This is a genomic window from Acidithiobacillus sp., assembly GCF_023256195.1.
Lineage (GTDB): Bacteria > Pseudomonadota > Gammaproteobacteria > Acidithiobacillales > Acidithiobacillaceae > Acidithiobacillus_A.
The window spans coordinates 5,781-20,871 of record NZ_JAGDWX010000032.1 but is presented as its reverse complement, the minus strand read 5'-3'; the positions used below and the strand labels follow the sequence as shown (position 1 = coordinate 20,871).

Sequence of the window (15,091 nt, the reverse complement as noted above, 5' to 3'; positions counted from 1 at the left end):
GCGCCGAAGCTCAGACGATGCCATAGGCCAGAGCCGCCTTGCCCAGAAGCAACGCTGTGAAGATCAGGAACAGATAGGAGATAGAGAAAGCAAAGAGGCGCCGGGCGTAGCGATCCATGTCGGCATCGATGCGCATCCCCTTCAGGCGCAGCGCCATGGCGACAAACCAGGCTCCTGCGACACCGGCGATGGCGCCGTAGATCCAGTCCTGGTTCAAGAAGGCCGGCACCATGCTCACGGCCCAGGTTGCCAAGGCATAGCGCACGACCTCACGACGCGTCCGGTCGACGCCGTGGGTCACCGGCAGCATGGGGATACAGGCCTGGGCATAGTCGCGGCGACAGTAGATGGCCAGCGGCCAAAAGTGCGCCGGCGTCCAGACAAATATCAGGGCTACCAAGACCAGCGGCAAGGCGGCCAGATGGCCCGTCACGGCCGTCCAGCCGATGAGCGGCGGCAGGGCGCCGGCAAGGCCACCCCAGACGATGTTCCAAGGAGTGCTCGGCTTGAGGTAGAGGGTGTAGACGACGCCATAACCCACCGTGCCCAGGAGGGTCAGCACCAGCGTCAGGGGATTGGTCCAGGTGGCGAGGATGGCGATGGCCAGACTCATCAAGACCAGTGCGTAAAGAATCGCTCCGGAGCGACCAATGCGACCGTTTGCGAGGGGCCGCCCGTGAGTACGTCGCATGTGCTGATCCAGATCGGGCTCGACGATCTGATTGAGTACACCGCCGGCACCACCCGCCAGGGCGATACCCACGAGCCCCGCGAGAGCCGCGGGCCAGTGATTGAGGGTGCCAGGCGCCAACAGCTCACCCACCGCCGCGGTGAAAACCAGCAGACTGACTACCCGTGCCTTGGCCAGCACCCAAAGGTCACGCAAGAGCTGGCGAACGCTGCCCGGCTCGGGCAGCGGCAGTATGCGCGGGGCATTGCTCAAAGACTTTGACATGGCTATGGATTCCTCAATGCCAGTGCAGGACGATGGCGAGACTCATCAACAGCACCATGCTCTGGTGAAAAGCGACCATGATGCCCGGATCCTTGGGCTTGAGATTGACAGCGTGGAAGAGGAGGAAGCCCACGGCCACCTGGGTCACTGCCAGATAGAAGGCCACGGGGAAGGCCGGCATCATCCAGCCCAGCGTTGCCACCAGAATCAGGGCGGCGGATACGTGGGCCGCCACCGTCCACTGCGAGGCCTTGCGCGGCTGCACAAAGCTGCCGATTGCCGTGCCGAAGCCACGCTGACCCGTGGTCATGCCGCCCAGCAATACCGCCAGCAGCAGTGCGTGCAAAGCCCCCTGATAGTACAGGAAGGTCCAGAAGTTCATCCCTGGATAGGCAAGATTGGTGAGATAGGTCAAGAACACGCCATAGGCCAGCAGGCCGTGCACGCCGTGCACCAGCGCCGGAGCACGTCCAGCCAGGACGTACAGCGTGCCCATGCCGAACAGCGCCGTCACCACGATGAGACTCAAGCCGCTGATGGTATTCACCGTCGGCGACAGCAGCGCGAGAGCCAATGCCACGAGACCCACCATGGTCGCCACCACCCGGTGCGCCGCTTCCGGATCGCCGCGCAGCATCAACACCACGATGTTACGGGTGTAGGGCCACTTGGTCCCCAGGGACAGACCGTAGCCGAAGCCCTCCACAAGGCTACCGAGCAGGATGAGCACCATGGCCAGCCCGACCTCGGTGACGGCAAGACCCGCTACCACCCGTTCCAGCAGGGGGCCGGAACTGTCGAGCCCCCGCCACAGGCCAGCCAGCACGGCGGCAGCGAGGGCAACACCGATGCCTTTACCGATTCGGCGTACCAGCGGAGTCATCTCCGGCTCTACCGCATGGGGCAGAGCCTCGGCGGCAGCAGGGGCGGCGGCGGGACGATCACTCAGGACACTAGACATGGGTCTCAGACTCCTCGGCTATCAGTGCATGCCGGGCATGGGCGGCATGGTACGGAGGTAGAGCTGCGAGAACATCCACCAGGTCAGACCGATGGTCAGCACGAACAAGGGGATAAAGGCCACCAAGGAAACGGTGTTCCAGATGTTGTGCTCGGAGATGTCTATGTGCAGCAAGAAATAGATCTGGGCGATGATGGAAATCCCGGCGCAGACCGTTATCACCAGCAGGAGCCCAAAGGGTGGTGCGGCGTGGGAGCTGACGAGAAAAGTCGCGATCAGCATCAGCAGGGTCGATATGAGGAAACCCGAGAAATAACCGCGCCCGCTGGACATCTGCACCTCTGGGTGGAGGATGGGGTCGGCGTGACCGTGTCCACCCTGGTGCCCGTGATGTGCCTGACTCATGACATGTACCCCCAGAGGTAAACGAAGATGTAGACAAAAACCCAGATCACAGCCTGGAAGTGCCAGAACATCCGCAGGCTCAGCAGCCGGCCGACGGTGTCCGTGGTAAAGCCGAGCCGCAGCACCTGGTAGATCATCACCAGGATCCAGAGCAGCCCGAAGAAGATGTGGGCCGCGTGCACCTGGGTCAGAATGATGAAGGCCGAGGTCCCACCGCTGGTCGCAACGGTGATACCGTGGGCGGCCAAATCCATGACGTCGTGGACGTCCAGCACCAGAAAGAGCGCCCCCAGGACGAAAGCGCCCAGCAGACCGTTGATGAGGCCGCCGCGGCTGCGCCGCTTCAGGGCTGTCATGCCCATGCCGTAGGCCAGCACGCTCAGAAAGAGCGCGATGGTCTGGGAAAAGGTGTACCAAGGCTTGACGAAGTCGGCGGGCGTCGGGCCACCGAAGTAACTGTGCTGATAGCTCAGCACCCCGTAGGCCGCAAAAAGCGTGGCGAAAAGCATGCCGTCGCTCAGCAGGTACATAAAGAAACCCAGACTGCGGGTAGAGATCACGTCGTGACCGTGATACTCCGTATCCCAGAGCACCGCGGTCTTTGGATCCGGGTTATTGCTTGCGTGTCCACTCATAAGCTCGATCTTCCTTGTGTGGGGCTGCGCCCGTAGGCACAGCCCATACTTGCCTTAGTGATGCGCACCAGGACCCATGCTCGGTGGCGTGGAGGTCTTGGGCAGATCACTGCGCTCGTAAGCCATGGCCGGACGACCCACCGCCGGCGCACCACCCACCACGGGCTCACCGGCACTGCCGTCCACCTGCCGTTCGCGGGCGATGGCTTCGCGCTCCATACGTTCCAGCTCCGCCGCGGTGACGATGTAGCCCGGGTCACCCCGATAGGAACGGACGATCATGAGCACGATGATGGCCACCAGACTGGCCAGGCACAGCCACCAGATCCGCCAGGTCAGGGCAAAGCCCAGGACGAAGGTCAGAGCACCGATGTACAGCGCCACCGGGGTATTGTTGGGCATGTGGATATCCACATACTTGGCCGGCTGCACCGCCGCGATACCATTGGCCCGACGCCAGGCGGCCTCATCCCGGGCATTGACGTGCGGCGTCACGGCAAAGTTGTAAAAGGGCACAGGCGAGTGGGTGAGCCACTCCAGAGAACGAGAGGTACCCCAGGCATCGGCACCGACCCGGTTCTTGACCCGATCGCGGATGCTGACGTAGAGCAGCACGAAGAAGGCGAAGACCGACAGGGTGTACACCACGATACCGCCTTCCATCACCAGCAGATACGGATGCCAGTTGGTGTTGAAGACGTAGTCCAGACGCCGGGTCATGCCCATGAAGCCGAGCATGTACATGGGCACGAAGACCAACACCGTGCCACCGGTGAAGAGCCAGAACATGGTCTTCGCCCAGAACTCATCCAGCTTGAAGCCGAACACCTTGGGAAACCAGAAGATGACCGAACCGAACACCGCGTAGACGATCACCAGCAGCATCGAATGGAAGTGCGCAATCACGAAGACGCTGTTGTGCACCATATAGTTGATGGCAGGAATGGCCAGCATCATGCCGGTCAAACCACCGATGAGCAGCAGGAACAGAGCTCCCAGAGCCCAGAGCATGGCCGCTGTGAAGGTCAGCCGCCCACGGTACATGGTGAAGGCCCAGTTGAAGACCTTCACGCCCGTGGGAATACCGACGAGCATGGTAGCCACACTGAAGAAGCTGTTGACGTCCGGACCCGCACCCATGGTGAAGAAATGGTGCAGCCAGACCAGCCAGGACACACCCGCGATGGCAAAGCTCGCCAGCACCATGGTGATGTAACCAAACAGCGGCTTCTCGGAAAACACCGGGAAGATCTCTGACATCATGCCGAAGGCTGGCAGGATGACGAAGTAGACCTCGGGGTGACCCCAGATCCAGAAGAGGTTGGTGTAAAGCATGAGGTTGCCGCCCAGGCCCGCCGTGAAGAAATGGGCACCCAGATAGCGATCGGCAGCCACGAGACCCAGCGCCACCTGCAGGGCCGGGAAGGAGGTCAGGGCAATGATGTTGGCAGAGAGACTGGCCCAGACAAAAATGGGCAGACGGAACCAGGTCATGCCAGGGGCACGCATCTTGATGATGGTCACCAGCAGGTTGATACCGCCCAAGGTAGTTCCCAAGGCCAGAAGCTGCAGGGTCCACATCCAGTAGTCCACACCCACGCCCGGGCTGTACTGGATCTCAAAGATGGGCGCATAGCCAAACCAGCCGTTGTGGGCAAAGTTGCCGATGAACAGGCTCGCCATGATCAGGGCCGCACCCGCCGCCGTGATCCACAGACCCAGGGCGTTGAGGTAGGGATAGGCCATATCGCGGGCGCCGATCTGGATCGGCACGATGATGTTCATGAAGCCCACCAGCAGCGGCGTCGCTGCCAAAAGGATCATGATCAGTCCGTGCGCGGTGTAGACCTGACCATAGTGGAAGGGGGTAAGGTAGCCGTGCAGAGCGCCGAAAACCCCGGAGGAGTCCGGACCCACGGCCCAGGCCTGCTGGGTTCGGATCATCATGCCGTCCACGAAACCGCGGAACAGCATGACCAGGCCGATGATGATGTACATCACCCCCAGCTTCTTGTGATCGACGGTAGTGAGCCACTCCTTCCAGAGATAGCCCCACTTACCGTAGTAAGTGATGAGCGCCACGATGGCGATGCCACCCAGGACCACTGCCACAAACAGAGGCGCGAGGATGGGGTTGTCATAGGGAATCTGGCTCCAGGCCAGGCGCCCCAGAAGGGGGTTCCAACCCCCAGGAAGATCTACGAGCATGGGCTTATCCTCTCCTTTTGTCCTAGTCGCGATGCTCTGCGGATTGTTTTGCCATGTAGGCCACCATGTTTTCCGTCATCATCGGCGGAATGGGCCAGGTCTTGCCGTCCATCACCTCCATCATGACGTGATCGAAGAGCCCGTCCGGCACCTGCGAGAAATAGGCTACCCGGTGATGGACGTTGATATAGGGCTCGGCGTAGCGATCGAAACTCGCCTCGGTCATGATCTTCGGCGAGGCCTTGACCTGCTGCACCCACTGCGTGAACTCTGCCTGAGGGACGATCTTGGTCTTGAAGGTCATCCAGGACGTGCCCGCACCGGCATAATCCGAGCAGATACCCTGATACTCACCGACGTGCGTGGTGTAGAGTGCATTCTTGGTGCGCATGCCCGGCATCACGTCGATCATGCCGACCAACTGCGGAATGAAGAAACCGCTGGTCACCGAGGTCGAGGTCAGACGGAAGAAGGCGGGAGTATCGACGGGCAGTACGAGTTCGTTGGCCACCGCCATGTGATACTGGGGATAGACAAACAACCACTGCCAGTCCGTGGCGATGACATCCACATCCACGCGCTGGGACTGCGGTGTCATGTTCTTGGTGATCACCGTCGGATTGTAGGGATTGAGCTCGAAGGTGCCCTTCACGGCGAAGTAGGCCAAAAAGCCCACGGCCACGATGGGGATACCCCAGACCACCACTTCGATGGCATTGGAATGCGACCATTCCGGGTGGTAGCTGCCACGATTCTTGCCCTTGTGGTAACGCCACATGAACCACACCACCAAAAGCGCCGTAATGCCAACGATGGCGCCCATGACCAACACGTCGATGATCATGTATTTGAGGTTGGTGTCGGCCATGACACCCTTCGGATCGAAGATCCAGAAAATCCCTGCGTCGGCCTGGCTCGACCAAAGCCCTACCAGCAGTGCCATCCAAGGCGCCGCCAGGCGCCAGACCTTATTCATATACATAGGACATCTCTCCCTTTCGGATCTTTGCGACCACCGTATTGTGTAATGACTGTGTCGATGGAGCGGAAAACGCAGAGCTGCCCCTGCCGGGAACTCCCTTTTTTCCCCGCAGCGGCCGAAAAACCAGCGGCAAGCACGCCGCCGCCCCGCGCAGCATCGCTCGGTGCACTGGTAGAATCCGACTAGAAGTCGTGCCGCGGCAGTCCAGCAGGCAAAGCACGATGCTACTCCTTCGGGGGAACCCCGCTCCGTCGGCGGACCGCCGACGCTCTGCTGAATGGAACCTTTTTTTCCTGACCAATGAGAAACGTCCATAAGGTAAATCAGGCTATTCTGTTAGGCAAGGGAATTAGGCTTCAAATATTTTTGGGCAAACAAAAACATTTATTAGCACGGTCAATGGTAAATATAGTTATATTAATTTATTCTAATATTAATAATAAAACAGCACGCTGAGTTTCTGCCAAGCCTATGCTTGCTTTATTGTCGCCACCATAGAAATAACGCGCCACAGAGAGAAAAAACTATAGCTACATCTTACTGTAATGTTATTTAAAACATCTCAAAAAGTCTTTTTTTCTGATTTTAAGGAGATATTTTTATCTTTTTATTACGCTGAGCGCATCGGCGTGTTATGTTTCATCCATGCGAACCCAACCCTATGTGCTGATATTACTGAGCAGCAGCCGACAGCTGACACTGCGGGATGGCGACCTGCTGGACTGCGGTTTCTGGGCGGAGGAATTCCTCACGCCCTGGAACATCCTGCGAGACAGTGGCTGGCCCGTGGTCCTCGCCACACCCGACGGCCAGCCACCCCAGGTCGACCCCGAAAGCGTGCAGGCGGCCAACCTGGACGGCGATTCACAGCGTGTCGAAGCCTTGCTCGCGGAACTCCGCGACCTCGCCCCCCTGCTGTCGACGGTCCAGGATATCCGTCGCCTGGACGACGAACTGCTGCACACGCTGCGCGGCCTCTTCATCCCCGGCGGCAACGGGCCCTTGCAGGACCTGCCACGAAGCGCGGCGCTTGCGCGCTTGCTCTGCTACTGCGAAGCGCGGGGCACGCCCGTCGCTACCCTCTGTCACGGCAGCGCCGCTCTGCTCGCCACGACAACCGACGACCGTCGCGCTTTTTCGGGATATACGGTAAGCTGTTTCAGCAAGGCTGAGGAAGAAAACACGCGCCTATCGGGTCGCTGGCCCTTCCATCTAGAAGAGGCACTCCGGGCGATGGGTTTTCAAACGGATCTGGGACCGGCTTGGTCTGAGCACTGGGTGCAGGACCGCCTTCTCCTGAGTGGTCAGAACCCTGCCTCGGCCGCCGCACTCACCCGCGCCTTCGTGGCGCAGCTGGAAGCAATTCGACATCACAAAGGATCGCGACATGGACGTTAAGGCCCTCAAGGAAATGGCTGCGGAAGCGGCGCTTCACTACATCCAGCCTGGCATGGTGGTGGGCGTGGGCACGGGCAGCACCAGCAACCTGTTCATCGACGCCTTGGGGCGCGCCAAGATCCACGTCGAAGGCTATGTGGCCTCCAGTCTCGCCACCGAGGCCCGGCTCAAGTCCTTGGGCCTGCCGGTACTGGATCTCAATGCCACCGGCGATATCCCCGTCTACATCGACGGCGCCGATGAGATCGATCCGCACTTTCGTCTCATCAAGGGCGGCGGCGGCGCGCTCACCCGCGAGAAGATCGTGGCCTCGGCCGCGCGGCGCTTCATCTGCATCGCCGATGCCAGCAAGGACAAGGCGGCTTTGGGGAGTTTCCCTCTCCCCGTGGAGGTCATTCCCTTTGCCCGCAGTTTCGTTGCCCGACAGCTGGTGAAGTTGGGCGGCAACCCCGTCCTGCGCAAGGATGTGACCACCGACAACGGCAATGTGATTCTGGACGTGACGGGCCTCGATCTCAGCGATCCTTTGGCCATGGAGATCCGCATCAACAGTATCCCGGGCGTCCTGGACAATGGCATCTTTGCGCAGCGGCGAGCCGACGTGGTGCTCATGGGCAGCGCCTCGGGCCTGATCAGCCGCGCTACCGAGACCCAAGCCTGAACCGAGGAGTACTCCCATGGAAGGCGAGATCGATCACCGCAGCACACGCCGGGATTTCGTGCACGGCGAACTGCATCGCCGGGACCTGGACCCCGATCCTTTCCGGCAACTGGCCATCTGGCTGGAAGCGGCCGAGAAGGCGGGAAATTTCGATCCCACCGCCATGGCCCTGGCCACCGCCGACGCGCAGGGTCACCCGAGCTTGCGTTATGTCCTGCTGAAACATTTCGATGCTGAGGGGCTGTGCTGGTACACCGACAGCCGCAGCCGCAAGGGTCAGGATCTGGCCGCGAACCCCTGGGCAGCCCTCGTCTTCTATTGGCCGGAGGTAGATCGTCAGGTGCGTATCGAGGGCAAGGCTGAGATGCTGCCAGAGTCCGCGGCCGAGGATTACTTTCACCAGCGCCCACCGCGCAGCCGTCTGGCGGCCTCGGCCTCAGAGCAGTCCCGTCCCATCGCCGATCGCGCAGCCCTGGAGGCACGCATGGCAGAACTGGCGGAGCGCTATCCTGACGGGAGCGTGCCACGCAACCCGGCCTGGCGGGGCTACCGCCTCATCCCGGACCACTTCGAGTTCTGGCAGGGACGCCGCGATCGGCTCCACGATCGCTTCGTCTATGACCGCCCAAGTGCCGGCGATGACTGGCGCATTCAGCGCCTGATGCCCTGAGGACCGCCGTCGCCAACAGCTCTGGCACTGCCCGGTAGGTGGACCTCAGCTTCCTGCCGCGGCGCAAGGACCCCCATACCAAAGAGGCGGGACTCCTCAGAAAGGTTCGAGCCGTGCCTCGTGGTCGATGATGATGAGGCGATAGAGAGATTCGCCTAACTGGATGTGCCCGCTCTGGGGCGCGCCGATGCGAATGCTGCTGCCGCCCGCGGAACTGAGGCCGAGAGGTTGGAAAAGATCCTGGGCGATGAGATCCTGCAACAGGCCCTCCAACTCCGCCACCTCCACCGATGCCGTGTTGTCGACAATGCGACAGCCTTTCCCACGTTTCGTCTGCCCCTCCACGACCACGGCGTCGGGTCGCAGGGGGGGTAGACCCTCCTCGGCAGGTGTATCGCTCACGCCTGGATTTCCGTCAAGACTCACGTCGCCACACTCCCTTTCTCACTGGGTCCCACTTGCTGAATTCCCCCACCCATCCGCTGCACTCGGGCTCGGGAGCAAGGCTTTTGGAAGCCTGGGGCCAAGGATGGCCCTGCTACCCACGAAACAGCCACGGAAACTGCTCTCGCCGTTGTGCCTCGTAACGCGCGATGGCCTCTTTGTGCTGCAGGGTGATCCCGATGTCGTCCAAGCCGTGCAGGAGCTTGTGCCGCGTGCCCGGTGCGACCTCAAAGTGGGTGCGCCAACCGTCACTGCCCTGAATCTCGCCCTGCGCGAGGTCGATGCGCAGTCCGTAGCCCGGCCGACTCTGCACCGCCTGGAAAAGATGTTCGACCTCATCGGCGCTCAAGGTGACCGTGAGGATACCGTTCTGCACACAGTTGTTGGCGAAGATATCGGCAAAGCTCGGGGCAACCACGGCCCGGATACCGAAATCCGCCAGAGCCCAGGGGGCGTGCTCGCGACTGGAGCCGCAGCCGAAATTTTCACGCGCCAACAGGATCTTGCCCCCCGAGTAGGGTGGACGATTCAGGACAAAATCGGCCTTGGGCGTGCCGTCGTCCTCGTAGCGCCAGTCGTGAAAGAGGTGGCGGCCCAAGCCCTGCCTTTCGATGGTTTTCAGAAACTGCTTGGGGATGATGGCATCGGTATCCACATTGGCCCGGTCCAAAGGAATGAGGACCGACTCCACTACGGTGAAAGCTTCCATTCAGCGCTTCTCCAGACGGCGTAACACCAGGTACTCGGCGGCGGAACAGGCGCTGCCCCAGCCGCGACTCCCGGCCAGAATGCCGATATCCACAAGACCCAGACTGCAGATCACCAGGGCCAGCTGCGCCCACAGCCGACGGCGCGGGCGCGCGGGCACCAGCTCGCCCTCAGACCTGCCAGTGGCGCACATCGACGAAATGTCCGGCAATGGCCGCCGCCGCCGCCATGGCAGGACTGACGAGATGGGTGCGCCCACCGGCGCCCTGGCGGCCCTCGAAGTTGCGATTGGAGGTGGCGGCACAGCGCTCGCCGGGCTCCAGACGATCGGCATTCATGGCTAGGCACATGGAACAACCGGGCTCGCGCCATTCGAATCCGGCCTGACGGAAGATTTCGTCCAGACCCTCGGCCTCGGCCTGCATCTTCACCAGTCCGGAACCCGGCACGACCAGTACGGATTTGACCGAAGCCGCCTTGGTCTTGCCCTGCACCACCTGGGCCGCTGCGCGCAGGTCCTCGATGCGGGCGTTGGTGCAGGAACCGATGAAGACGCGATCCACGGCGATGTCGGTGATGGGCGTGTGTGGCCGCAGGCCCATGTACTGCAATGCGTTGCTCCAGGCCTGCCGACGCACGGCATCGGGGGCCTCGTCCGGGTCCGGAACGCGATCGTCCACGGCCAGCACCATCTCCGGGCTCGTACCCCAGGTCACCTGGGGCCGAATGGCGCTGCCGTCCAAGCGCAGCTCTTTGTCAAAATGGGCATCGGCATCGCTGACCAGCTGGCGCCAGACGGCCACCGCGCGATCCCACTCGGCACCGCTGGGGGCGTAGGGGCGCCCCTGCAGGTATTCGATGGTCCGTTCATCCACCGCTACCAGACCGGAACGCGCCCCCGCCTCGATGGCCATGTTGCAGAGGGTCATACGCCCTTCGATGGAGAGCGCCTGGACGGCCGGGCCCGCAAACTCGATGGTGTGGCCGGTGCCGCCAGCCGTGCCCAGCTGCCCGATGATGGCGAGGACCAGATCCTTGGCCGTCACCCCGGCGCCCAAGCGTCCATCGACCCAGACCCGGAGATTCTTGGCCTTGCGCGCCCACAGACACTGGGTGGCAAGGACGTGCTCCACTTCCGTGGTGCCGATGCCAAAGGCCAGGGTTGCCAGGGCACCGTGGGTGGCGGTGTGGGAATCGCCGCAGACCACGGTCATCCCCGGAAGGGTCAGGCCCTGCTCCGGCGCGATGACGTGGACGATGCCCTGGCGGCGGTCCATCATCCCGAATTCTTCGATGCCGTACTCACGACAGTTGCGGTCGAGGGTATCCACCTGCAGACGCGCCACGGGGTCGCTGATCCCCGCCGCACGGTCGGTGGTGGGGACGTTGTGATCCGCCGTGGCGATGTTGGCGTCCACCCGCCATAGCGGTCGCCCCGCTGCCCGCAGTCCCGCGAAGGCCTGGGGGCTCGTCACCTCGTGGAGCAGCTGGCGATCGATATACAGGAGCGTACGACCGTCGTCCTCGGCGAGGATACGGTGCTGGTCCCACAATTTGTCGTATAGGGTCTGTGCGGCCATGAAACCTGGGCCTCCGCTACCTTGAATCCAGTCTGAACCTTAGCGAAATCGGGACCGGCTGTAAATTGCCCGGGCGCCGACCTGGCGCCGGACCGTGGCAAGACTTTCGGGCGACGGGTCGGCTGGGCTAATCTGCGGTGATGGAAATCCACGAAGACCGAGCAAGCAGGCCATGAAACGCTATCTGGTAGGCGGCGCGGTGCGTGACCGGCTACGCGGGGCCGCGGTGCAGGATCGCGATTATGTCCTGGTGGATGCGCGGCCAGAGGATATCGACGCCCTACTCGCCCAAGGTTTTCGCTGGGCGGGCAAGGATTTTCCGGTGTTGATCGGCAGGAACGGCGAGGAGCTCGCCCTGGCCCGCACCGAGCGCAAGAGTGGCAGCGGCCACCGCGGTTTTGTGGTGGCGACGGCGGGGGTGTCCTTGGAGGACGACCTGCTGCGGCGTGATCTCACCATCAACGCCATGGCCGAGGACCTGGAGACAGGCGCGATCATCGATCCCTATGGTGGCCGTCGCGATCTGGACGAGGGCGTTCTGCGCCACGTTTCTCCCGCTTTCCGTGAAGATCCTCTGCGGGTGCTGCGCCTGGCACGGTTTGCCGCCCGTCTAGGTAATTTCATTATCGCTCCCGAAACAGAAGCTCTGGTGCGCCAGATGGTTGCCAAGGGCGAGCTGGCGGAGCTCAGTCCGGATCGGATCTGGAAAGAAACGGAAAAGGCCTTGGCCAGCCCCGGCGCCAGCCGCTATTTCAGCCTGCTCTGGCACTGGGGCGCCCTTAACATCCTGTTCCCGGAATTGCTGCTCCTGGCGCAGTCGGGCCTGCCCTGGCAGCGGGCCCTGGCGGCGCTGGATCATTGCCTGCGCCGCTGCGAATCCGGGGCCCTGGCCTGGGCGGCTCTCTGCTACCCCCTGGGCACCCTCTGTCCCGCTACAGCGGAGGCGATGTTGACAGCCATGGGGCAGCGGCTGCCCATCCCCAAATACTGGCAGCGCCTTGCGCTGGCGGTGGTCGCGGGCCGTGAGCAGCTGCTGCCGGCCCTGCGACAGGCCTCGCCGCGACCATGGTTGCAACTTCTACTGCAGCTTGGAGCACTGCGGGAGGGCGGCGTGTTTGGTTCGGTGCTGCAGGTATGGCAGGCCATTGCCGAAGCAGAGATGGAGTATCGTCGCCCCTGGGCATTGGCCCTGGCCACCACAGAAGCGGCGCAGCGGCAACTGCAAGCACTGCGCGGCAGCTCTGCCTATGCGGATATCACCCAGGGCTACGCCGGGCAGGACTTTGGCCGCGCCCTGCGCATTCTGCAACTGCGCACCCTGGCGGCACTGCAAAGGCAATATCGTCAGCAGCTCCGAGATGGTGGCGCGGCGCTGTGCGAGGCGTGGTCGTCCTCCCGTGGCGCGCGTTTTCCTCAAGGGGCGGCAATGGGTATGATGCAGGGATGCCTACCGTCGAGGAGCCCAGCATGAGCCGAAGCGAACCCCCACTACCCTCTGCCGCCGAACTGAGTGCCATCGTCGAACAGGCGCTCGGCCTCGCCCGCCAGGCCGGAGCGACGGCTGCGGAAGCGTCGGCCAGCAGCGGCAAAGGGTTGTCCGTGAGTGTCCGACTCGGCGAGGTGGAATCCATCGAGTATCACCGCGACAAAAGCCTGGGCGTCACCGTCTACGTGGGACAAGCCAGAGGCAGCGCCTCCACTTCCGACTTTTCCGCACAGGCCCTGGAAGAGACGGTGCAGGCGGCTCTGGCCATCGCTCGCCACACCTTTGCCGACCCCCATGCCGGACTCGCCGATCCCGCATGGCTGGCGCGGGAATTTCCCGAGCTCGATCTCTATCATCCCTGGGCCATCGATGCCGACACCGCCGCCGAACTGGCGCGCCGCTGTGAGGCGGCCGCCCGGGACAGCGATCCGCGCATCTGCAATTCCGAAGGTGCCAGTGTGGGTACGGGCGAGGGCCTGACGGTCTACGGCAACAGCGAAAACTTTCTGGGCGTCAGTCGCGGCTCTCGCCACAGCCTGAGCTGCTCGGTGCTGGCCGGCGATGCCCAGGGCATGCAGCGGGATTACTGGTATGACGTGGCTCGCCGCGCCGATGCCCTGGCGGCCGCCGAAGACATCGGCAGGATCGCCGCGCAACGGACTCTACGCCGCCTGGGGGCGCGCAAGATCGCCACGACGCGGGCGCCGGTACTCTTTGAAAACCAGGTGGCCGCGAGCCTCCTCGGCCACCTCGCTTCCGCCATCAGCGGCGGGAATCTCTACCGTCGCTCCAGCTTCCTGGTGGACAGTCTCGGCAAGCGGATCTTCGCCGACGGTATCCGCATCTTCGAGGAGCCCTTGCGTCCACAGGGACTGGGCAGCGCCAGCTTTGACGCCGAGGGTGTCGCGACGCGCAACCGCGATCTCGTCGAAGACGGTGTATTGCAGGGTTATCTGCTGGACAGCTACAGCGCCCGAAAGCTCGGTATGGCGAGCACCGGCAACGCCGGTGGCGCCCACAACCTTACCCTGAGCCCCGGCCAGCGTAGTCTGGACGAACTGCTGCGGGACATGGGTCGCGGGCTGCTGGTGACAGAGCTCATCGGCTTCGGCGTCAACACCCTCACGGGCGACTACTCCCGCGGCGCTGCCGGCTTCTGGGTGGAGAACGGCGAGATCCAGTACCCCGTCGAGGAAATCACCATTGCCGGCACGCTCCAGGACATGTTCGCCCAGATTGCCGCGGTCGGCAGCGACATGCTCATCCACGGCAATGTCGGCTGCCCCTCCGTCCTCATTCAAGAGATGACCATCGCCGGCAACTGAGTCCCACGCAGCAGCAGCCCGGTACGCCCCTAAATTTAGGCTCACAATGGTGGCGGGTGGTGCTCCCTGTGGGCGCCCAGGTGCGCCTGGGTGGGTGTGGACCAAAAAGACGACAAGGCCTCGGCCTGCTGCAACACCGTCTGCACCGCCGCGTCCTGCAAATCCGGCGGATAGCCGTATTTGCGCAGGATGCGTTTGACCAGTACCCGCATGCGGGCGCGGGCAGATTCGCGGTGGGCCCAATCGACGGTGACGTTCTCCTTCAGGCTCATGAGCAGTTCGTGCGCGATGACGCGCAGCTTGTCGTCGCCCATCACCTGCACGGCGCTTTCGTTCTCGGCCAGCGCGTCGTAGAAGGCGATTTCCTCGTCAGACAATCCTTGCTCCTCGCCCCGCTGGCGGGCGGCGCGAATGTCGCGGGCCAATTGGATCAGTTCCTGCAGCACTTCCGCCGTGGTGATGGCGTTGGCGTGGTAGCGCGCCACCGCATCTTCCAGCCGCTCGGAGAATGCCTTGGTCTGCACCACGTTGGCCTTGGCGCGCGAGCGAATGCCGTCGTTGATCAGCTTGCGCAGGGCTTCCAGCGCCAGGTTTTTCTTCTCCATCTGCTGCACTTCGGCGAGGAATTCGTCCGAGAGGATGGAAATGTCCGGGCTCTTGATCCCGGCGGCCG

General features: G+C 62.7%; 16 protein-coding genes. 5 read left to right on the top strand and 11 right to left on the bottom strand.

All coding sequences use genetic code 11. From position 1 onward, the window contains the following. Window positions 1-10: 10 nt before the first annotated feature. From Q0C23_RS08285 to Q0C23_RS08260, 6 genes are all read right to left on the bottom strand, one after another. Window positions 11-955: a heme o synthase gene (locus Q0C23_RS08285; RefSeq protein ID WP_291511898.1), complete on the bottom strand. Its 945-nt coding sequence runs from the start codon at window positions 953-955 to the stop codon at window positions 11-13. A gap of 13 nt (window positions 956-968) precedes the next feature. Continuing rightward, on the bottom strand, window positions 969-1,916 hold the full coding sequence (locus Q0C23_RS08280) for a cytochrome C oxidase assembly protein (protein WP_291511897.1): 948 nt from the start codon (window positions 1,914-1,916) through the stop codon (window positions 969-971). 21 nt (window positions 1,917-1,937) lie between these two features. Then, the gene (locus tag Q0C23_RS08275) at window positions 1,938-2,249 is read right to left on the bottom strand and encodes a hypothetical protein (protein WP_291511926.1); all 312 of its coding nucleotides are present in this window, start codon (window positions 2,247-2,249) and stop codon (window positions 1,938-1,940) included. Between the two features lie 68 nt (window positions 2,250-2,317). Then, complete coding sequence (locus Q0C23_RS08270) at window positions 2,318-2,956, bottom strand: cytochrome c oxidase subunit 3 (RefSeq protein ID WP_291511896.1); 639 nt, start codon at window positions 2,954-2,956, stop codon at window positions 2,318-2,320. Between the two features lie 54 nt (window positions 2,957-3,010). Continuing rightward, on the bottom strand, window positions 3,011-5,164 hold the full coding sequence (locus Q0C23_RS08265; RefSeq protein ID WP_291511895.1) for a cbb3-type cytochrome c oxidase subunit I: 2,154 nt from the start codon (window positions 5,162-5,164) through the stop codon (window positions 3,011-3,013). A 22-nt stretch (window positions 5,165-5,186) separates the two neighbouring features. Then, the gene (locus Q0C23_RS08260) at window positions 5,187-6,146 is read right to left on the bottom strand and encodes a COX aromatic rich motif-containing protein (RefSeq protein ID WP_291511894.1); all 960 of its coding nucleotides are present in this window, start codon (window positions 6,144-6,146) and stop codon (window positions 5,187-5,189) included. A gap of 645 nt (window positions 6,147-6,791) precedes the next feature. Between Q0C23_RS08260 and Q0C23_RS08255 the strand changes: the two genes are divergently transcribed. The 3 genes from Q0C23_RS08255 to pdxH are packed head-to-tail and all read left to right on the top strand — an operon-like array spanning window position 6,792 to window position 8,875. Next, complete coding sequence (locus Q0C23_RS08255; RefSeq protein ID WP_291511893.1) at window positions 6,792-7,544, top strand: type 1 glutamine amidotransferase domain-containing protein; 753 nt, start codon at window positions 6,792-6,794, stop codon at window positions 7,542-7,544. Then, a complete protein-coding gene (gene rpiA / locus Q0C23_RS08250) occupies window positions 7,534-8,205 on the top strand; it encodes a ribose-5-phosphate isomerase RpiA (protein ID WP_291511892.1) in 672 nt (223 codons plus the stop codon). The genes Q0C23_RS08255 and rpiA overlap by 11 nt, the downstream gene beginning before the upstream one ends. Window positions 8,206-8,221: 16 nt before the next feature. Next, complete coding sequence (gene pdxH, locus Q0C23_RS08245) at window positions 8,222-8,875, top strand: pyridoxamine 5'-phosphate oxidase (RefSeq protein ID WP_291511891.1); 654 nt, start codon at window positions 8,222-8,224, stop codon at window positions 8,873-8,875. Between the two features lie 96 nt (window positions 8,876-8,971). On the opposite strand, the gene Q0C23_RS08240 is transcribed toward pdxH, so the two are convergent. From Q0C23_RS08240 to leuC, 4 genes are all read right to left on the bottom strand, one after another. Next, window positions 8,972-9,277, bottom strand: coding sequence for a hypothetical protein (locus Q0C23_RS08240; RefSeq protein WP_291511890.1), 306 nt, complete (start codon window positions 9,275-9,277; stop codon window positions 8,972-8,974). A gap of 136 nt (window positions 9,278-9,413) precedes the next feature. Then, window positions 9,414-10,028 (bottom strand): 3-isopropylmalate dehydratase small subunit, encoded by a 615-nt coding sequence (gene leuD, locus Q0C23_RS08235; protein ID WP_291511889.1) that lies wholly within the window; start codon window positions 10,026-10,028, stop codon window positions 9,414-9,416. Beyond that, a complete protein-coding gene (locus Q0C23_RS08230; RefSeq protein WP_291511888.1) occupies window positions 10,029-10,187 on the bottom strand; it encodes a hypothetical protein in 159 nt (52 codons plus the stop codon). Between the two features lie 10 nt (window positions 10,188-10,197). Beyond that, window positions 10,198-11,607: a 3-isopropylmalate dehydratase large subunit gene (gene leuC / locus Q0C23_RS08225; protein ID WP_291511887.1), complete on the bottom strand. Its 1,410-nt coding sequence runs from the start codon at window positions 11,605-11,607 to the stop codon at window positions 10,198-10,200. A gap of 172 nt (window positions 11,608-11,779) precedes the next feature. Between leuC and Q0C23_RS08220 the strand changes: the two genes are divergently transcribed. Both Q0C23_RS08220 and pmbA read left to right on the top strand, forming a co-directional pair. Beyond that, window positions 11,780-13,078, top strand: a complete 1,299-nt coding sequence (locus Q0C23_RS08220) for a tRNA nucleotidyltransferase (RefSeq protein WP_291511886.1) — start codon at window positions 11,780-11,782, stop codon at window positions 13,076-13,078. After that, window positions 13,075-14,418, top strand: a complete 1,344-nt coding sequence (pmbA, locus tag Q0C23_RS08215) for a metalloprotease PmbA (protein ID WP_291511885.1) — start codon at window positions 13,075-13,077, stop codon at window positions 14,416-14,418. Before Q0C23_RS08220 ends, pmbA begins: the two co-directional genes overlap by 4 nt. A gap of 41 nt (window positions 14,419-14,459) precedes the next feature. Here pmbA and Q0C23_RS08210 read toward each other — a convergent pair. After that, window positions 14,460-15,091: DUF3387 domain-containing protein (locus Q0C23_RS08210; protein WP_291511884.1), on the bottom strand; the 632-nt coding region annotated here is incomplete at its 5' end.